This window comes from Flavobacterium sp. CFBP9031 (genome assembly GCF_034044945.1).
Lineage (GTDB): Bacteria > Bacteroidota > Bacteroidia > Flavobacteriales > Flavobacteriaceae > Flavobacterium.
Map to the genome: position 1 here is coordinate 152,836 of NZ_JAXCWF010000001.1, position 18,717 is coordinate 171,552.

18 protein-coding genes are annotated in these 18,717 nt (G+C 33.5%); 4 read left to right on the forward strand and 14 right to left on the reverse strand.

The window, feature by feature from the left end; translation table 11 throughout:
• Window positions 1–26 precede the first annotated feature (26 nt).
• Both SOM12_RS00570 and aroC read right to left on the reverse strand, forming a co-directional pair.
• Complete coding sequence (locus tag SOM12_RS00570) at window positions 27–1,289, reverse strand: dicarboxylate/amino acid:cation symporter (RefSeq protein ID WP_095930512.1); 1,263 nt, start codon at window positions 1,287–1,289, stop codon at window positions 27–29.
• Window positions 1,290–1,342: 53 nt separating this feature from the next.
• Window positions 1,343–2,401 carry a chorismate synthase gene (aroC, locus tag SOM12_RS00575; RefSeq protein ID WP_250836731.1) on the reverse strand — a complete coding sequence of 353 codons (1,059 nt, stop codon included), beginning with the start codon at window positions 2,399–2,401 and terminating at the stop codon, window positions 1,343–1,345.
• Between the two features lie 188 nt (window positions 2,402–2,589).
• Here aroC and SOM12_RS00580 point away from each other — a divergent pair, with 188 nt between their 5' ends.
• Both SOM12_RS00580 and SOM12_RS00585 read left to right on the forward strand, forming a co-directional pair.
• Window positions 2,590–3,411, forward strand: a complete 822-nt coding sequence (locus tag SOM12_RS00580) for a UDP-2,3-diacylglucosamine diphosphatase (RefSeq protein ID WP_095930510.1) — start codon at window positions 2,590–2,592, stop codon at window positions 3,409–3,411.
• A gap of 139 nt (window positions 3,412–3,550) precedes the next feature.
• Window positions 3,551–4,048 (forward strand): hypothetical protein, encoded by a 498-nt coding sequence (locus SOM12_RS00585; protein ID WP_095930509.1) that lies wholly within the window; start codon window positions 3,551–3,553, stop codon window positions 4,046–4,048.
• 185 nt (window positions 4,049–4,233) lie between these two features.
• Here SOM12_RS00585 and SOM12_RS00590 read toward each other — a convergent pair whose 3' ends face one another.
• The 8 genes from SOM12_RS00590 to SOM12_RS00625 all read right to left on the reverse strand — a co-directional run bounded on the left by SOM12_RS00590 (window position 4,234) and on the right by SOM12_RS00625 (window position 11,807).
• Complete coding sequence (locus tag SOM12_RS00590) at window positions 4,234–4,659, reverse strand: protease complex subunit PrcB family protein (RefSeq protein ID WP_320492018.1); 426 nt, start codon at window positions 4,657–4,659, stop codon at window positions 4,234–4,236.
• Between the two features lie 14 nt (window positions 4,660–4,673).
• Complete coding sequence (gene bshA, locus SOM12_RS00595) at window positions 4,674–5,819, reverse strand: N-acetyl-alpha-D-glucosaminyl L-malate synthase BshA (protein WP_095930507.1); 1,146 nt, start codon at window positions 5,817–5,819, stop codon at window positions 4,674–4,676.
• Between the two features lie 238 nt (window positions 5,820–6,057).
• Window positions 6,058–6,705, reverse strand: coding sequence for a hypothetical protein (locus SOM12_RS00600; RefSeq protein ID WP_095930506.1), 648 nt, complete (start codon window positions 6,703–6,705; stop codon window positions 6,058–6,060).
• Between the two features lie 123 nt (window positions 6,706–6,828).
• Window positions 6,829–7,311: an ABC transporter ATPase gene (locus tag SOM12_RS00605; protein WP_320492019.1), complete on the reverse strand. Its 483-nt coding sequence runs from the start codon at window positions 7,309–7,311 to the stop codon at window positions 6,829–6,831.
• Between the two features lie 87 nt (window positions 7,312–7,398).
• Window positions 7,399–8,190, reverse strand: coding sequence for a (Fe-S)-binding protein (locus tag SOM12_RS00610; protein WP_095930505.1), 792 nt, complete (start codon window positions 8,188–8,190; stop codon window positions 7,399–7,401).
• Window positions 8,191–8,325: 135 nt separating this feature from the next.
• Window positions 8,326–9,663 carry a (Fe-S)-binding protein gene (locus SOM12_RS00615; RefSeq protein WP_095930504.1) on the reverse strand — a complete coding sequence of 446 codons (1,338 nt, stop codon included), beginning with the start codon at window positions 9,661–9,663 and terminating at the stop codon, window positions 8,326–8,328.
• 6 nt (window positions 9,664–9,669) lie between these two features.
• Window positions 9,670–10,635: an MlaD family protein gene (locus SOM12_RS00620; RefSeq protein WP_095930503.1), complete on the reverse strand. Its 966-nt coding sequence runs from the start codon at window positions 10,633–10,635 to the stop codon at window positions 9,670–9,672.
• A gap of 50 nt (window positions 10,636–10,685) precedes the next feature.
• Complete coding sequence (locus SOM12_RS00625; RefSeq protein WP_320492021.1) at window positions 10,686–11,807, reverse strand: N-acetylmuramoyl-L-alanine amidase; 1,122 nt, start codon at window positions 11,805–11,807, stop codon at window positions 10,686–10,688.
• Window positions 11,808–11,889: 82 nt separating this feature from the next.
• Here SOM12_RS00625 and SOM12_RS00630 point away from each other — a divergent pair, with 82 nt between their 5' ends.
• On the forward strand, window positions 11,890–14,592 hold the full coding sequence (locus SOM12_RS00630; protein ID WP_172426924.1) for a putative LPS assembly protein LptD: 2,703 nt from the start codon (window positions 11,890–11,892) through the stop codon (window positions 14,590–14,592).
• Between the two features lie 28 nt (window positions 14,593–14,620).
• Complete coding sequence (locus SOM12_RS00635) at window positions 14,621–15,001, forward strand: RidA family protein (protein WP_095930501.1); 381 nt, start codon at window positions 14,621–14,623, stop codon at window positions 14,999–15,001.
• Here SOM12_RS00635 and SOM12_RS00640 read toward each other — a convergent pair.
• From SOM12_RS00640 to pfkA, 4 genes are all read right to left on the reverse strand, one after another.
• A complete protein-coding gene (locus SOM12_RS00640) occupies window positions 14,982–15,356 on the reverse strand; it encodes a methylglyoxal synthase (RefSeq protein ID WP_095930559.1) in 375 nt (124 codons plus the stop codon). The genes SOM12_RS00635 and SOM12_RS00640 overlap by 20 nt on opposite strands.
• Before the next feature lie 10 nt (window positions 15,357–15,366).
• Window positions 15,367–16,218 carry an N-acetylglucosamine kinase gene (locus SOM12_RS00645; RefSeq protein WP_095930500.1) on the reverse strand — a complete coding sequence of 284 codons (852 nt, stop codon included), beginning with the start codon at window positions 16,216–16,218 and terminating at the stop codon, window positions 15,367–15,369.
• A gap of 131 nt (window positions 16,219–16,349) precedes the next feature.
• Window positions 16,350–17,354 carry a type I glyceraldehyde-3-phosphate dehydrogenase gene (gap, locus tag SOM12_RS00650; protein ID WP_012026555.1) on the reverse strand — a complete coding sequence of 335 codons (1,005 nt, stop codon included), beginning with the start codon at window positions 17,352–17,354 and terminating at the stop codon, window positions 16,350–16,352.
• A 93-nt stretch (window positions 17,355–17,447) separates the two neighbouring features.
• On the reverse strand, window positions 17,448–18,434 hold the full coding sequence (gene pfkA, locus SOM12_RS00655; RefSeq protein ID WP_095930499.1) for a 6-phosphofructokinase: 987 nt from the start codon (window positions 18,432–18,434) through the stop codon (window positions 17,448–17,450).
• Between the last annotated feature and the right edge of the window lie 283 nt (window positions 18,435–18,717).

An 18,717-nucleotide genomic window follows, 5' to 3' on the forward strand; every position in this document is an offset into this window, starting at 1 on the left:
AAAAAATTAAAATCTCAGCTTTTTTACTATTCTTTATTGTTTTCCCATTGTCCAACAACAGAAGTCGCTAATGCATTTCCTAATACATTTGTTGCACTTCTAAACATGTCGCAGAAATGGTCGATTGGAAGAATTAATGCAATTCCTTCAATCGGAATATCAAACATGCCACACGTCGCCGCAACGACAACCAAACTGGCACGTGGCACACCTGCAATACCTTTACTGGTAAGCATTAAAACTAAAAGCATTGCCATTTGCGTTCCTAAATCTAAATGCACATTATAGAATTGAGCAATAAAGATGCTCGCAAAAGTCATGTACATCATACTTCCGTCAAGGTTAAATGAATATCCAAGCGGCAACATGAAAGAAACGATTTTATCTTTTACTCCAAAACCTTCTAATTCTTCTGTTAATTTAGGAAATACGGCTTCACTACTTGTAGTTCCAAAAGCGATTGCTAGAGGCCCTGTAATACGTCTTAGCAATTCTGTCATTCTTCCTTTTAGGAAAATATATCCGATTACAATTAAAATAGCCCAAAGCGTACCGATACCAATTAAAAACGAACCGAAAAATTTGAAGTATGTAATAACCAATTCTTCAGCATCTCGAATAGCAAACACACCTGCAATAGCGCCAAAAACTCCAATTGGAGCAAACTTCATTACATAGTTTACCATCTTTAGAACAATGTGCGATAGTTTATCAAAAGCACTAATAATTGGTTTTACTGTTGGTCCTAAAGAAGCTGCTGCTAATCCGAAGAAAATAGAGAAAACTACGATCTGAAGAATTTCATTTGTAGCCATCGCTTCAACAATACTTTTTGGCACGATATGCTCAACAAAATTATCAAAAGACAGATTTTGTGTTTTACCTGTAACCTCAGAAGCCGCTGCCATATCAACGTGATCTAGTTTTAGACCAACACCTGGCTGCAAAATATTTACGTAAAACAATCCAATTAAAAGAGAAATAAATGAAGCTGTAAAAAACCACCCAATAGCTTTTCCTCCAATTCTTCCAACGGTTTTAATATCACCCAATTTCGCAATTCCCACTACCAAAGTCGTAAAAACCAATGGAGAAATAATCATTTGCACCAAACGAATAAAGATGGTTGCCAGCATTTTAATTTTACTGCTAAATGCCTGTGCTGATTCGGGCGAAATGGTATTGTGCAATATAATTCCTAAAATGGCTCCAAGAACCATTGCAATTATAATTTGCCCTGTTAATCCCGAAAGAAATGATTGTTTTTTAGTTTCTGTAACTTCTTGCATTAATTTATTTTTTAATTATTAAAATAATAAGACCCTCACTGTCTTACCTTTTATTAATATGTTTTGTTGATCAAATAAAAATCAGCCAAAACAATTGCTGCCATCGCTTCTACGATTGGCACTGCGCGAGGCACTACACATGGATCATGACGTCCTTTTCCTGTCATTGGTGTAATGTTTCCTTTATTATCTAAAGAATCTTGAGTCTGCATAATAGTTGCAACTGGCTTAAAGGCAACTCTGAAATAAATATCCATTCCGTTGCTTATACCTCCTTGAATTCCACCTGATAAATTTGTTTTTGTAGTTCCGTCAGGATTGTATAAATCGTTATGTTCGCTTCCTTTCATTTCAGATCCAGAAAAACCACTTCCGTACTCAAAACCTTTTACTGCATTAATAGAAAGCATTGCTTTTCCTAATTCTGCATGAAGTTTATCAAATACTGGTTCTCCTAAACCAACTGGAACATTTTGAATTACACAACTCACAACACCTCCAACAGTGTCTCCCTGTTTGCGGATCTCACGAATATATTCTTCCATAGTCGCTGCAGATTTCTCATCTGGACAACGCACTGGATTGCTTTCAATTTTAGAAAAATCTAATTCTTGGTATGGTGTTTCTAAGTGAATTGGACCAACAGAAGAAACATAAGCATTGATTTTAATTTCTGGCAACATTTGCTTTGCAATTGCCCCTGCCACTACTCTACTTGCTGTTTCTCTTGCAGAACTTCTTCCGCCACCACGATAATCGCGGAAACCATATTTCTGATCGTAAACATAATCAGCATGGCTTGGTCTGTAATTATCTTTTATATGAGAGTAATCGTCTGATTTTTGATTGGTATTTGGAATAATGAAACCGATTGGAGTTCCAGTTGTTTTTCCTTCAAATATTCCTGATAGAAATTGAACTGCATCTGGTTCTTTTCTTTGTGTTACAATTGCCGACTGACCTGGTTTTCTACGAGCCATGTCTAATTCAATTGCTTCAAAATCTAATTGTATTCCCGGAGGACATCCGTCAATAATTCCGCCTAAAGCTTCACCGTGAGATTCTCCAAATGTAGTTACTTTATATAGTGTGCCGAAGCTGTTTCCTGCCATTGTGTTTTGTTTTGAGCAAATGTAAGTTTTATGAATTAAATTAAAAAATTTAAAACTGGTATTATTAACGAAACATTAAATGGGATAAAAATCACAATTTGGTAAAATTACCCTGTTTTTGATAACCTTTTAATAAAATTAAATTTCACAAATTTTCTTTCATTTGTAAAACTTCAAATCAAGAAAAATTGAAAAAAAGAAATGTCGAATTGGTCATTCTTTCTGATGTCCATTTAGGAACTTACGGAAGTCACGCTAAAGAACTAAACAACTATCTTTCAAGCATTAAACCCAAAACTTTAGTTTTAAACGGCGATATAATTGATGCTTGGCAGTTTCGTAAATCGTATTTTCCAAAAGCACATTTACGAGTGATTCAGCGCATTATAGGAATGGCTTCTAAAGGAACAAAGGTTTACTATATTACTGGAAATCACGATGAGATACTTCGAAAATTCAGTGATATGAACATGGGAAATTTTGCTCTAGTGGATAAATTAGTTTTAGAATTAGACGACAAAAAAGCCTGGATTTTTCACGGAGACGTTTTTGACGCCTCGGTTCAGCATTCAAAATGGATTGCAAAATTAGGCGGATTAGGTTACGATTATCTAATCTTAATGAACCGTTTTGCCAATTGGTGTCTGGCTAAATTAGGACGCGAACCTTATTCTTTTTCTAAAAAAATAAAAGCGAGCGTTAAAAAAGCAGTAAAATTTATTTCTGATTTTGAAACCACAGCAACCGATCTAGCCATTGAAAAGAATTACGATTATGTGATCTGCGGACATATTCACGAACCTAAAATCGTAACCAAAGAAAACAAACACGGTTCTACTTTATACCTCAATTCTGGTGATTGGGTAGAAAACTTAACGGCTCTGGAATACCATAAAAAACGTTGGAAACTATTCTCTTACAAGGCTAGCAACTTTGCTGAAGAAGAAAATCTTTTAGAAATGGAAGATCTTATCACTTCTCAGCTCATTTCTTCAATAATCCTAAAATAAAGGCCTCAGAAGCAGTTTTTTAAGAATTTTAACGGTCGGAATTCCTAAAAATGAAAATTATATAACAATTTTCAAAAATATTATACGTTCTCTATTTGACTGATATAATACATTTGAAAAAAATTAATTAACCATTTTTATGAAAAAGATACTTTTATCTGCCCTTATGCTTCTTGGTTTAGCATTTACGGCTCAATCACAAGAAATTTCGAAACACGCTTTAGGATTACGTCTAGGAGACAACAACGGATTTGGAGGAGAAATATCATACCAATTAGGATTAAATCAAAAAAACAGACTTGAATTTGATTTAGGATGGAGAAACAGCAGTGATGTAGACGCCATAAAAGGAGTTGCCCTTTACCAATGGGTTTGGAACATCGACGGAGGTTTTAACTGGTACGCTGGTGTCGGTGGAGGACTAGCTGCTTGGGATCACGATTACTACAACAATAATTACAGATACAGCGATAGCGGAACTTATGTTTTTGCAGCTGGAGATATCGGTATAGAATATAGATTTAAAGAAGTACCACTTACTTTATCATTGGACGCAAGACCAGAAATTGGTTCAGGTTACTATGATGATGACAATTTTGGATTTGACGTTGGTTTAGGCGTTAAATTTAGATTCTAAATTAAAATTAAAAAATAATTGTAAGAAGAAACCTGTCGTTTAAAATCGACAGGTTTTTTTTATTTTTTTGTTTTAGATTCTATCGAAGGGCTTTAGTCTAAAAAATGGCTTAGACTCCGCTCAGCCAGACATTAACCTCTAACTCTTCACTAATAACTAATAACTATTTACTAGTCACTAACCACTTACTTAATAATAATTTCTTTCTTAGAATGAATTTTCACCACCGTATAAGGATATGAAATTACCTGCATCGTCATGGCATCTTTTGCTGGACTATTTTCTTTTACAGTGATAATGATATTTTTATCTGTTTCTTCTACCTTTTCAACATCAATAGAATAACCGCTTGTATTTTTTTCGCCCATATTTAGAATCACATAATTATAATCCTGAATATCGGGATCCTTCATCTTATGTGCCAAAAGCGGATCATTTTCAAGCATTTTGATTTCATTTGGCTCAGTCAAAATTTCAAAAAACTTAATATTTCCACCACCGTCCGATTGCGTTGTTAAAACTTCGTACAATGCGGGATTTGAACTTCCAACCTTCTTCACTCCGCACGAAATCAAAACAAAAATCGCTAAAACAGAAATTACTTTTTTCATCTTATTCTTTTAAATTAGTGCTTCTCCAATTTGTAATCATCAACCGCTTTCTGATATAAAGCCTCATATTTAGGCAATATGTTTTTAATATCAAATTTTCTTGCCACTTCTAGAGCATTTGCCTTAAACTGACTTAAAACCGCATCGTCTTTTAAAATCTTCAATGCATTTTGTGCCATTTCTTCAACGTTTCCGACATTGCTTAAGTATCCAGAAAAACCATCAAAATTTACTTCAGGCAAACCTCCAGAATTACTTGAAATTACCGGAACACCACATGCCATTGCTTCCAAAGCCGCCAAACCAAAACTTTCAGTTTCTGAAGGCAGTAAAAACAAATCCGTCATGCATAAGATTTTATCAATTTCATGGCTATTCCCAAAGAAAATCACTTTGTCTAAAATCCCCAATTCCTGACATAAAATCTCTGCTTTTTCCTTTTCAGGTCCATCACCAACCATCATCAATTTAGCTGGAATTTCTTTCTGAACATTATAGAAAATCTTAATAATATCTGGAATACGTTTTACTTTTCTAAAGTTACTAATGTGAGTAATAATACGCTCATTCTCATTCGCCATTACATAACGGTGACAAGGCGCATTTGGATCTTTTTTGACTTTGTCCAATTCAATAAAATTTGGAATCACCTTAATTTTATTTTTGATTTTGAACAATTTCAACGTATCATCTTTCAAACTCTGCGAAACCGAAGTCACATAATCTGATTTATTAATACTAAAAGTCACCGCAGGCTTATAAAAAGGATGATTTCCAACAAGCGTAATATCGGTACCGTGAAGTGTTGTAATCATGGGTAGATTAATCCCTTCGTTCTTAAGCATTTGTTTTGCCATATAACCTGCATAAGCATGCGGAATGGCATAATGCACGTGCAGAAGCTCAATTTTGTACAATTTCACCATATCAACCAATTTACTAGACAACGCTAATTCGTATGGCTGATAATGAAACAAAGGATATTCCGGAACGTTTACTTCGTGATAATGAACATTCGGATTCAAAAGTGCCAATCTCACTGGCTGGCTATATGTAATAAAATGTATTTCGTGTCCTCTTCTGGCCAATTCGAGACCTAACTCAGTAGCTACTACACCACTACCTCCAAAAGTAGGATAACAGACAATTGCTATTTTCATGTATAAAATTTAATTCTACGAAAATACTCAAAAATAGCGTTTAATTAACCGTTTAAATTGTTAGATTTTTGACAAAATTAGATTAACTCTGGTTGATAAATATTTTTAGGAGCAGCACAATATTGGTTAAAAGAACCACACTCCCGCTGTCCGTTATATCTTTTATGCCGAACACCGGCATAAAAGGATATCACTCCCATCGGGGCTAGATTAGACCTTTTGTTTTCAAAACACCGTTTTAAAACTGCGCAGCAACAAACAAAACGATTTGAATTAATAATAACAGCCAAAAAAACAATAATGAAGGTTCAACAGCTTCAGAAATAAATTGATTTAATTTTACCGAAACTACTTCAGATAGTTTTAAATCTTTGTTGCTAAAATCAACATCATCCAGATTTATCTTTTGAAATAAATAATTAATCACTTTCTTTTTGATTTTAGAACTTTCTTTGTCATTTCTGTTTGCTTCTAAAAGTTGCATTTTCAACAACGCTTTATTAGAAACCGCACTCGACCAATTGTTTGAAGCTGTTAATTTATCAACCAGAAAGACGACTTTAGAATCAATATAACTGGCAAATACTTTATTTTTCCAAGTCAGATAAATCATCTGCTGAATAGCTGCTTTATTTGCAATCAAAAAATACAAAATAGCAAAAACTGGAGCTCCAGCAAGTAAAATAAATCCGTAAATATTATTTAAAAATAATCCCGACAAAAAAGCGTAAGCATTTCCATGTGCGCCGCCAGCAAAATCAGCATTTTGAAAAAGAATGATTAAAAAAAGGATCAACGTAAACAAATTTCCGATTATCATTATAACCAACCATTTCAAACTTGATTTAGCCGAAATACCTGCAACAACCTTAATTTCTTCCTTCATAAAATTTAAATTATATTTTTAGAATTTACACAAACAATAATAATGAATTAACATTTATAATCCTATAAAAAAGAAAGGCGTAAAATATAAATTTTACGCCTTTTCTATTATCAATATTTTCTCTTAGAAAAATCTGCTGTGCCAGCTATCGGCAGCAGGAACTTCCCAAGACTCATTAAATTCTTCGATATTGTTTACCAAATTATTGAAAACAATTGTATTCTCAGAAACTGATTTATCTTTTACCATTTTCTTGAAATCAATTAATGGTTTATGTGCAATATGTTCTCCAAGTTTAAAAGTAACATTCATTTTATCCAATAAATCAACGTTGTACTTTTTCTCTAAACTTTGAATAAATTCAACAGAACTATCAATAGAACAACCTGTAGCAGCCTGTACATCTTGATTTACTGCTAATATTATAAATCGGTTGTATTTTAATAAAAACGAAGCTTCTAGACTTGTGCCGTGTGCAGCCCATTGTTCTACAAAAGCTTTTAAATCCGTTTCGATTTCAGAAAACTCTTCCTCAGAAAATTTTCTGTTCGACTGGTAAATCCAAATTCTAGATTCACCTGGTAAATTTTCAAAAGGTATATACATTTTTAATTTTAGATTTTAGATTGTTGATTTTAGATTTTTAAGATTCAATCTTAGAATCTTAGCATCTTAGTAACTTAGCAACTCAGATTACAAATCCTGTGCATTTGCAATTAACTCAGCAATATCCAGAACTTTAACCTGTCCTTCTTTTTCCTGATGTTTGATACCATCGGTTAACATTGTATTACAGAACGGACAACCCGCAGCAATAATATCTGGTTTTACTTCTAATGCATCTTCTGTACGAAGAACATTTACTTCTTTGTTTCCAGGTTCAGCATCTTTAAACATTTGTGCTCCACCTGCACCACAGCATAATCCATTTGCTTTAGAACGTTTCATTTCAACTAATTCAACGTCCAATTTCTGAATTAAATCTCTCGGTGCCTCGTAAACTTTATTGGCTCTACCTAAATAACAAGGATCGTGGAACGTAATTTTTTTACCTTTAAATTGTCCACCTTCTACAGTTAATCTTCCATCATCAATTAATGATTTCAAGAATTCTGTATGATGAATAACTTCGTAATTACCACCTAATTCCGGATATTCATTTTTCAATGTATTAAAACAATGCGGACAAGCTGTAACGATTTTTTTAGCTTCATAAGCATTCAAAACCTCGATATTCATCATAGCTTGCATTTGAAACAAAAATTCATTTCCAGCTCTTTTTGCAGGATCGCCAGTACAACTCTCTTCTGTACCTAAAACTGCAAAAGAAACATTGGTACGATTTAAAATTCGCACAAATGCTTTAGTAATTTTTTTTGCTCTATCATCAAAACTTCCTGCGCAACCTACCCAAAACAAAACCTCTGGCTGTTTTCCTTCGGCAAGCATTTCTGCCATTGTTGGTACTACTAAATTTTCTGACATTTCTCTCACTTTTGTTTAATCGGTTAATCGTGAAATTGTTTAATCGCTAAAAGCGAAATGACAATTCTGTAAAACCGAAATATTATTTTAAAATCGATTAAACGGTTAAACAACTAACCGATTAAACAATAAATCTTAATTCTCGTTTTTCCAATTTAAACGGTCTTGCTGGCTGTACTGCCAAGGTGCACCGTTATTTTCAATATTAGTCATCATTGCGTTTAATGACATTGGAGCAGCACTTTGTTCCATCACTAAATAACGACGCATATCCATAATAATAGACAACGGACTAATATTTACAGGACATTCCTCAACACAAGCATTACAAGAAGTACAAGCCCATAATTCTTCTGGAGTAATATAATCGTTTAATAATGTTTTGTTATCTGGAACAAACACACCTTTATTAGCATCAATATTTTTACCAACTTCAGTTAAACGATCTCTTGTATCCATCATAATTTTACGTGGAGACAATTTTTTACCAGTTTGGTTTGCAGGACAAGAAGAAGTACAACGTCCGCATTCTGTACATGTATAAGCATTTAACAACTGAACCCAGTTTAAATCCTGAACGTCGCTCGCACCAAATTTAGCCGGATGCGCATTCTCATCAACTGGAGCTGCGGCAAACGGATCAGCATTTGGATCCATCATTAATTTTACTTCTTTTGTAACAGAAGCTAAATTATCAAATTGACCTTCTGGTTTTAAGTTTGCAAAATATGTATTCGGGAAAGCCAAAAGAATATGCAAGTGTTTTGAAAAGTATAAATAGTTCATAAAAACTAAAATACCAAAAATATGTAGCCACCAGAAAACTTCAAACATCAATCCCACTGCTTCATTAGACGTACCATTAAAAATTGGCGCTATAAATTGACTAATTGGATAACTTCCTGCTTTATGAAAATGAGAATATCCTTCTGGAACATTCTGCAAATGCAAATCTGAAGCATTCATCAATAAAAACAGAATCATTAAAACTGTTTCAAAATACAGAATGTAATTGGCATCACTTTTTGGAAATCCATTCAAATCAGAATTAATAAAACGCTTCAAACGAATTACATTTCTTCTAATCCAAAATGCAACTACAGCAATAATTACAAGTATCGCCAATATTTCAAATGAAGCAATTAAAACATCATAGACTACACCTAAATAAGGCGCAAAAACTCTATGTGTTCCAAAAAGTCCATCAATAATAATCTCTAATAATTCGATATTAATTATTATGAAACCTACATATACAAAAATATGAAGGATTCCTGCAACAGGGCGTCTCACCATTTTTGATTGCCCAAGAGCAATCAATGCCATGTTTTTCCAACGAGCTTTAGGATTATCTTTTCGATCTACATCAACTCCCAAATTAATATTTCGGATGATTTTTTTTACGCTCGCTGCAAAAAAACCGAAACCTACTATAAGAAGTACTGCGAATAAAATATTATCTAAATAACTCATTTATAATTATTTTTTATCAGTTGAGTTTGTTTCTTCTGTTGGTGCTACGTATGGTTTATTTTTCTTTCCAAAAAGAGAAACGTTTACGTAACGAGTTGGATAAAGACGAAGATCTTGCAATAACAATTCAAGCTCTTTTGAAGTTTTAGTCAGGTTATTATACAAAGCCTCATCGTTAAGTATTTTTCCTGCTGTACCTTTTCCAGAATTCAAGTTGTTCATTAAAACATCAACTTTAGCTAAAGTTTGGTTCAAATTGCGAACTGTTTTACCTAAATCTGCTTTATTTAATGAATCTGAAATCTTATTGAAGTTGCCAGACATTTTATTGAAGTTTGTAACCATTCCATTAATCTGTCCTTTATTAGTATCCAAGATATTATTAAGACTTCCAGACGCTTTATGAAATTGCTGCATTGTCTGACTTAATTCGGCAATTGTTTTCTTTAGATTTTCTTGAGTATTCTTATCTAAAGTATTGTTTAATCCTGTAACCAAATTGTCAATATTCAAAAGCATTTTATCAAGCTTTTGCTGAATTGGTTCAATTTTTCCTCCTAATGATTCTGTCAAACCTAATTCGACAGTAGAAGTTAATTTCTGTCCGTCTTCAGCCAATTCTTTGTCAGCAAAATTCGGAATGATTTTAATTTGTTTTCCTGCAATTAAACTTGGAGAATAAATTGCCGCTGTACTGCTTTTCGTAATTGGGAAATCTGTTTTAAGCTGAAGTTCAACCAGTAATTTACCCGTTACTTCATCAATTGTAATTTTACTTACTTTACCAATTGCAAGTCCATTTAGTGTTACTGGAGCTGATGGTGATAAATCCTCAACATTATCATATTCAGCATATAAGACAGTATAATTAGTAAAAAGATCTCTACCTTTTAAAAAACTATATCCCCAGATAAATAATAAAATAGATACGATGACTAAAATAGCCGTTTTAATTTCTCTTGTTAGTTTCAAAATTCTAAGTGTTTGTACAAAATTAATATAAATATTCGAACTTGCGCTTATTATTTAATCGCGTCCTGAATACTGATTTTTTCCCCATCTTTAGTTGCTACTAAAAATGCAGCGCCATATCCTTTACCTTTAGCTTCTTGCAGATATTTTTGAGCGGTTTCGTAACTTGGAGTTTCTTCGTAGAAATATTTATAAATATTATTTTCGTACACCATTGTTACATTTTTCAATCCTTTAAAATTTTTAGGTTCTAAAGGTGTTTTTTTGATACTTGCAATAAGCTGTACTTTAAAAAATGTTCCTTTTGGAGCATTCTTTGCTACTGCAACCGGAGTAGTTGTTTTTGGTTTTGCAGGCGTAGTATCTCTTACGGGCCGACTCTCAGGAGCTTCCGCTCCTGTCCCAAAATATTCACGTTTATAACTTAAAATAGCTTCTGCAATTGCTCTTGCAATATCATCTTGGCCTTCTTCAGAATTCAGGATATTTCCTTCTGTTGGGTTCGACACAAATCCTGTTTCAACCAAAACTCTTGGCATATAAGCTTTATGAAGTACCATAAAAGGAGCTTGCTTCACTCCTCCGTGACGAAGTTTTTTTCCTAATTTTTCAAAATTTTCCTCGATTTTAGTCGCAAGTGTAATACTATTATCTAAATATTCTTCCTGCATCAAAGTCATACCAATCATCGATTCTGGCGAGTTAGGATCGAAACCTTCATATTTACGCTTGTAGTCTTTCTCTAATGTAATTACAGAGTTCTCTTTTTTCGCCGCTTCAAGGTTTGAGGCTACTTTACTTAAACCCATTACATAAGTTTCTGTTCCATCGGCAGCCGTATTTTTATTTGCATTACAGTGAATAGAAACAAAAATATTTGAATTTGCACGGTTAGCAATATTAGCTCTTTCAACTAAATCTATAAAAACATCTGTTTTACGAGTATAAATTACATTAACATTAGGATTAAGCTCTAAAATCTTCCCCACTTTCAAAACAATAGCTAAAGCAATATTCTTTTCAATTCGTCCGCTATAAACCGCTCCGAAGTCATGATCTCCGTGCCCCGCGTCAAGTGTTACCTTAAACACATTTGACTGACTGTGAGCATAAAAGGACGATATTATTAGAAATAAAGTAAATATTACCTTAAATTTGTTAATTCTATTCATAAATCTAAAAGTTAATTTTAATAAAATGCAGCTGTTATAATTTTTAGAATTGATTATTTTTGCCAAAAAATTATATGTAAGTTTGACATGTCAAAAAACAAGCCATAATTTTACAAAAATAGCATTTAAACCTTTGCACACAAACTTATTTAATATCGTTTTAATATCATTTTTCCTAACTATAGGTTGTGGTAATTTATACTCGCAAGAAATAAAAAACAAAAAAAAGCCTTTACCTGCTGTAAAACAAACAGATAAAGAAAATCCTGCCATTACAGACACCATAAAACTAGATACAGTTAAACCAAAAAAGACTTTTTTGGATGGAAAAGTAAGATATAAAGCAAAAGACTATGCTAAAATTGATCAGAAAAAAAAGCTGATCACCTTATATAATGAAGCAGAATTATACTACAAAGATGTCGAATTGAAATCGGGTATAATTGTTCTTAATTATGAAAAAGACGAAGTTTATGCTGGAAGAATTAAAGATTCTGCAGGAGTATTAACTCAATATCCTAACTTTAAACAGGGTTCAAGTGAAGTACAACCAGATTCTATTCGCTTTAATTTTAAAACAAAAAAGGCTTTAATTTATAATTCAAGAACAAAACAAGGCGAATTAAATATTAAGGCTTCTGTTACTAAAAAAGAAAACGACTCTGTATACTTTTTAAAAGGTGCGCGTATTACAACTGCTCAAGATATTGACCATCCTGAATACTATTTCCAAACGAGCAGAATTAAGTTTGTGCCAGGTAAAAAAATTGTTGCCGGCTTAACGCAAATGGTAATTGCCGACGTTCCTACTCCGCTTGCATTACCTTATGGTTTTTTCCCTTTAAGCAAGGAAAAAAGCGTATCGGGTATTATCATTCCGAGTTATAACGATTCTAATACACGTGGATTTTCATTACAAAATGGAGGTTACTACTTTGCTTTAAGCGATAATTACGATTTAACCGTACTTGGTGATTATTATACCAACGGAAGTTACGCCATGCGATTTGAATCTGCATATGCGACAAGATATAAGTATCGAGGAAATGTGAACATTCGTTTTGAAAATTTAATTAGCAGCGAACGCGGTTATCCTGATTATTCAAAACAAAGTATTTACAATATTCAGTGGTCGCATTCTAAAGACACAAAATCGAACCCTAATTCTACTTTCTCTGCTTCTGTCAACATGGGTAGTAGTAAGTACTTCAAACAGTCTATCAACCAAGCCAATATTGGATCGAACTTAAATAACACATTAAGCTCATCTATTTCGTATAATAAAACATTTAATACGATCCCAGGTTCCCGTATTGCGTTATCTGCAACTCATAGCCAAAATACGCAAACAGAAGACATTATTATGACGCTTCCGTCTTTACAAGGAAGTATTGACCGTATCTATCCTTTTGTTGGAAAAAACGGCGTTAAAAAGGGATTAATTAAAAATATCAACTTACAGTATAATGTAAGCGGTAAAAACTATTTTAAAACCAAAGATTCGCTGTTTTTCAAGCCACAAATGTTTGATGATGCGCAATTAGGGTTGCAACAGACTATTCCGTTAAGCACGAACTTTAAAATCTTCAAATATTTTAGTGCTGGAGCTTCTACAACTTATCAGGAAACATGGGTAAATAAAACGATTCAAAAAGTTTATGACCCTACAGAAGGACAAACAGTTAACAAAACTGTAAATGGTTTTGACTCGTTTAGAACATACAATTTCAGCACCAATTTAGGTACGACGATTTACGGAACTTTTAATTTTGGAGACGATAAAAGAATCCAATCTATTCGACACGTAATGCGTCCGAGTGTAACTTATGCCTATACTCCTAGTTTTGAAAAATATTACGATACATATGCAGTGGATGCTTCTGGTAGAATTACTTCTGAGTATACGCGATTTGAAAGCGGAATATATGGATCGCCAGGAAAAGACAATTCAAACATTGTTGGTTTTGCTTTGAGCAATACTTTTGAAGCTAAAGTAAGAGATCGAGACAGCACAAAAACAGAACCTAAAAAAATAATGCTGTTAAACAACTTAAACTTTAGCACAAGCTATAATTTTAATGCTGACGGAAAATCAACATTTGGATGGCAGCCTGTATTAGTTAGTGGTGGAACACAATTTTTTGACAATAAAATGAATATGAACTTTGGTGCAACATTAGATCCTTATGCGATTGATAATGGTGGTAACAAAATTGACAAATTCAACATTGACAATGGCGGAAGTTTATTCAGAATGACAAGTGCAAACGTAACTGTAAACTATTCATTCTCGAATAAAGGAAGCGGAAAAGAAAAAGAACAAAACACACAGAGTCAGCGAAACGGAGGTCGAAGCGATGACTTATTTGGTACCAATACCGACTTAAATGACAGCCGTAACAGTCAGTTTGCCAATGAACCCGAAAAAGATGATGTAATCACAGAATTCTTCAATTCGAAAGTTCCGTGGGACATGACACTTGCCTATTCGTTAACCTATTCAAACATCAAACGAGAAAGCACTATTTCTGGAAACTCTCTTATGATTTCTATTAATACTGATCTTACCCCTAAATGGAAAGCTGGGGTTTCTACAGGATACGATTTTGTTCAAAAAGGAGTTACCTTTACACAATTCCGTTTTGAAAGAGATTTGTTAAGCTGGAGAATGGCCTTTAACTGGCAACCTTTGGGTACAAATTCTAACTGGAACTTCTTCATCGGAATTAAATCTGGTATGCTTAGCGATATCAAATGGAACAAACGAAGCGTTTCAAATAGATAATATACTTTCGAATCAAAATAATTTTATTATGAAAAAGATCATTTTCACCGAGAAAGCTCCGGCTCCAATCGGACCGTATAATCAAGCCGTATTATCTGGAAACACACTTTATGCTTCTGGACAAATTGCAATCAATCCAGAGTCAGGAGAATTGATTACAGACAATATTAATGATGAAACCCATCAAGTGATGCAAAACATTGCCGCTATTCTTGAAGCTGCAGGTATGACATTTGAAAATGTTGTTAAGTCAACTATTTTCATCATGGACATGAATAACTTTGGAGCAATAAACACGGTTTACGGTTCTTATTTTAACGAAAAAACCGCTCCAGCTCGTGAAACGGTTCAAGTGGCTTGTTTGCCAAAAAATGTTAATGTAGAAATTTCTATAATCGCTGTGCAATAGCATCTAATAATAATTGTGCCGTTGCTTCATTGGTTGCCAGCGGCACATTATGCACATCGCAAACACGAATTAGCATATTAATATCTGCTTCATGCGGATGGCTCGATAAAGGATCTTTAAAAAAGAAAACCATCTGCGTAATTCCTTCTGCTACTCTTCCTGCAATTTGCGCATCGCCTCCAAGAGGTCCAGATAGCATTCTTTGAGTTTTAAATCCCGCAGCTTCTGCTTTTCCTCCCGTAGTACCAGTACCAATAAGCCTTATCTTTTCATTATGCAAAACAGCTTCATTTTTGATTAGGAAATCAATTAAATCAGCTTTTTTTCCATCATGAGCAATAATGGCAATTTCCATAAAACCAGAACTATTGATTAGCGACATGGTAAGCAATTAATCCGTCAATAGGTCTTCTTAAAACATTACCCAATTGAAGTTCATATTTGTTAAATGTCTCTTGCAATTCATCTTTCAAGTAAAATGCAATAGAACCAACAAAATGTACTGGAACTTCTTTGCAGTTATCAAATTGCTTGATGTAATTCTTAACGAAAGACTTCATTCCTTTGAAGATGATTTTTCTACAGAACTCAGTGTCTTTATGCTTAATTAAGAATTTAGCGTAAGTAGCTAAATAAGCATTCGGGTTTGGTTCTTTATATAATTTGTTTTTAATAAAATCTGGATCAACGTCGTACTCTTTTTCAAGTTCAACAGCCAATTCTTTAGGCATTTTATTAAAATAGTATTTTCTAATTAATTCTTTTCCAAAAACATTACCACTACAATCATCCATAACAATGTATCCTAATGATTGTACTTTTTGATGCAATACTTTTCCATCAAAATAACTGCAGTTAGAACCTGTTCCTAAGATCGAAACTATTGCCTCTTCTCCTTTTGGAGTTGTTGCGTAAACAGCTGCATAAGTATCTTCTTGAACGTCTACAATGGCGTTAGAAAAATATTCTTGAAAAATTCTTTTTAACCACTCTTTCATTCTATCTGTACCACATCCGGCACCATAAAAGAATAAATGTGTAGCATTTTTTTTATTTTGTAAGATATCAAAACGGTCATTTAATCTTTCGATAATTTCTGGCTCGTCTAGAATTTCAGGATTTAATCCTAAAGTTTGTGTTGTGAATAATACTTTTCCATTATCATCTATCGCAATCCAATCGGCTTTAGTAGATCCACTGTCAACTATTAATTTCATTTGTTTAGTTTTTGGAATTAGGTTTCTCTATTCTTAATTTAAAAGTGTGCTTTTTACATTAATTATAGAAGTAACAAAATAAGAAAATCCCGTTATTGTAAAGTAACGGGATTTTGCAAAAATATATATTATTATTTTAAACCTGCAATATGTACAGATAAATCGATTAATTTGCTTGAGTATCCGTACTCATTGTCATACCAAGAAACTAATTTGAAGAAAGTCGAATTTAAACCGATTCCTGCACCAGCATCAACGATAGAAGTTCTTTTATCTGAAATAAAGTCTTGAGAAACAACTGCATCCTCAGTATATCCTAAGATACCTTTCATTTCGTTTTCTGAAGCTTTTTTCAATACAGCTAAGATTTCTTCGTAAGTAGTTTCTTTAGCCACTTTTACAGTTAAATCTACAACAGAAACGTCAGCAGTAGGTACACGGAAAGACATTCCAGTTAATTTTCCATTCAAAGATGGGATAACTTTTCCAACCGCTTTAGCAGCACCTGTTGAAGAAGGAATGATGTTAATTGCAGCAGCACGTCCACCTCTCCAGTCTTTTCTAGAAGGTCCGTCAGCTGTCATTTGAGTTGAAGTAGTTGCGTGAACAGTAGTCATTAAACCTTCAACGATTTCGAAATTATCGTGGATAACTTTAGCTAATGGAGCTAAACAGTTTGTAGTACAAGAAGCGTTAGAAACAACTAAATCAGAAGCTTTTGCAGTTTCGTGGTTTACTCCCATTACAAACATTGGAGCATCAGCAGAAGGAGCAGAAATGATAACTTTCTTAGCTCCACCTTTTAAGTGCTCACTTGCAGTTTCGATAGTTGTGAAGATACCAGTACATTCCGCTACTACATCTACATCAACTTCGTTCCATTTTAAGTCAGCAGGATTTCTTTCTGCAGTGATACGGATATTTCTTCCGTTTACATATAGTTTTCCTTCTTTAACTTCTACAGTTCCGTTGAAACGACCGTGAACTGAATCATATTTTAATAAATAAGCTAAGTGGTCTACGTCTAATAAGTCATTGATTGCAACAACTTCTACATTATCTCTATTGAAAGACTCTCTAAAAACGATTCTTCCGATACGTCCAAATCCGTTTATTCCTAATTTTACTTTTGACATTTTACTAAATTTTTTGCTTTTGTTTTTATTACACTAATTCAAAGTCTAATTTCCTCACAATAAACTTCTCTCTCTTTTTAAACTTTATATTGGTTATGTCGACATGATGTCAGACACTCTTAATAATTCTCTATCAATTTCTGATTTACCTTTAATAGCTTGCTCAAGCGGCGTTAAGATCACTTTATCTTCACGAAGTCCAACCATATAGTTTGATTTTCCTTCAATTAAAGATTCAACTGCCTTAACTCCTAAACGGCTTGCCAAAACACGGTCAAAGCAAGATGGAGAACCACCACGCTGCATGTGTCCTAATACAGAAACACGTACATCGTATTCTGGTAAATTAGCTTCAACATAATCTTTTAATTCGAATACGTTTTTACCAATTTTATCTCCTTCAGCAATTACAACAATACTAGATGATTTTCCTGATGCTTTACTTTTTTGAAGTGAATCTAAAAGACGATCTAAACCTAAATCTTCTTCAGGAATAAGAATTTCTTCTGCTCCTGCACCAATACCAGCGTTAAGAGCAATGTGACCCGCATCTCTACCCATAACCTCTACAAAGAAAAGACGGTTATGAGAACTCGCAGTATCTCTAATTTTATCGATACAGTCTACAACAGTATTTAAAGCCGTGTCGTACCCTAAAGTAAAACTTGTACCATAAATATCATTGTCAATTGTACCAGGAATTCCCATTATTGGGAAATCGAATTCTGAATTAAAAATTAATCCTCCAGTAAAACTACCATCACCGCCAATAACAACTAAAGCATCTACACCAGCCTTAACTAGGTTTTCGTGTGCCTTCTTTCTACCTTCAGGGGTTCTAAACTCAACTGAACGAGCCGATTTTAAGATCGTTCCACCTTTGTTTACAATATTATTTACGCTTCGTGGTCCCATCTCCTTGAAGTCTCCTTCAATCATTCCTTGATACCCTCTATAAATTCCGATGCATTCTATATTATGGTATGCGCAAGTTCGAACAACTGATCGTATTGCAGCATTCATTCCAGGTGAATCTCCTCCTGAGGTAAGAACACCTACTTTTTTTATTGTTTTTGGCATTATTTAAGTATTAAAGTGTAAAATTAGCAAACATTCAGCACTTTTCGGGTTACGATTATCATAAATTAATAAAATCTGTTAAATTCAAACGTTTTCGTTAATAAGTTTTTTCTACGAAAAAATTTCATTAAAAATAATAAAACAGTATTTTTTTAATTAAATCGTCAAAATTAACAATACCCTGATGAAGTGTTATAAAAATCAGAATTTCCCGCTCACTTGGAAAATTCTATTAGAGCGCCTAAATTTAGCACAAAAAAAACCATTATCGAGAATAATGGTT

What these genes read in the sequence shown, in the direction of transcription:
- SOM12_RS00570 (WP_095930512.1), bottom strand. Translation starts at nt 1,289, where the DNA reads ATGCAAGAAGTTACAGAAACTAAAAAACAATCATTTCTTTCGGGATTA.
- aroC (WP_250836731.1), bottom strand. Translation starts at nt 2,401, where the DNA reads ATGGCAGGAAACAGCTTCGGCACACTATATAAAGTAACTACATTTGGA.
- SOM12_RS00585 (WP_095930509.1), top strand. Translation starts at nt 3,551, where the DNA reads ATGAAAAAGATACTTTTATCTGCCCTTATGCTTCTTGGTTTAGCATTT.
- SOM12_RS00590 (WP_320492018.1), bottom strand. Translation starts at nt 4,659, where the DNA reads ATGAAAAAAGTAATTTCTGTTTTAGCGATTTTTGTTTTGATTTCGTGC.
- bshA (WP_095930507.1), bottom strand. Translation starts at nt 5,819, where the DNA reads ATGAAAATAGCAATTGTCTGTTATCCTACTTTTGGAGGTAGTGGTGTA.
- SOM12_RS00600 (WP_095930506.1), bottom strand. Translation starts at nt 6,705, where the DNA reads ATGAAGGAAGAAATTAAGGTTGTTGCAGGTATTTCGGCTAAATCAAGT.
- SOM12_RS00605 (WP_320492019.1), bottom strand. Translation starts at nt 7,311, where the DNA reads ATGTATATACCTTTTGAAAATTTACCAGGTGAATCTAGAATTTGGATT.
- SOM12_RS00610 (WP_095930505.1), bottom strand. Translation starts at nt 8,190, where the DNA reads ATGTCAGAAAATTTAGTAGTACCAACAATGGCAGAAATGCTTGCCGAA.
- SOM12_RS00615 (WP_095930504.1), bottom strand. Translation starts at nt 9,663, where the DNA reads ATGAGTTATTTAGATAATATTTTATTCGCAGTACTTCTTATAGTAGGT.
- SOM12_RS00625 (WP_320492021.1), bottom strand. Translation starts at nt 11,807, where the DNA reads ATGAATAGAATTAACAAATTTAAGGTAATATTTACTTTATTTCTAATA.
- SOM12_RS00635 (WP_095930501.1), top strand. Translation starts at nt 14,621, where the DNA reads ATGAAAAAGATCATTTTCACCGAGAAAGCTCCGGCTCCAATCGGACCG.
- SOM12_RS00640 (WP_095930559.1), bottom strand. Translation starts at nt 15,356, where the DNA reads ATGGAAATTGCCATTATTGCTCATGATGGAAAAAAAGCTGATTTAATT.
- SOM12_RS00645 (WP_095930500.1), bottom strand. Translation starts at nt 16,218, where the DNA reads ATGAAATTAATAGTTGACAGTGGATCTACTAAAGCCGATTGGATTGCG.
- gap (WP_012026555.1), bottom strand. Translation starts at nt 17,354, where the DNA reads ATGTCAAAAGTAAAATTAGGAATAAACGGATTTGGACGTATCGGAAGA.
- pfkA (WP_095930499.1), bottom strand. Translation starts at nt 18,434, where the DNA reads ATGCCAAAAACAATAAAAAAAGTAGGTGTTCTTACCTCAGGAGGAGAT.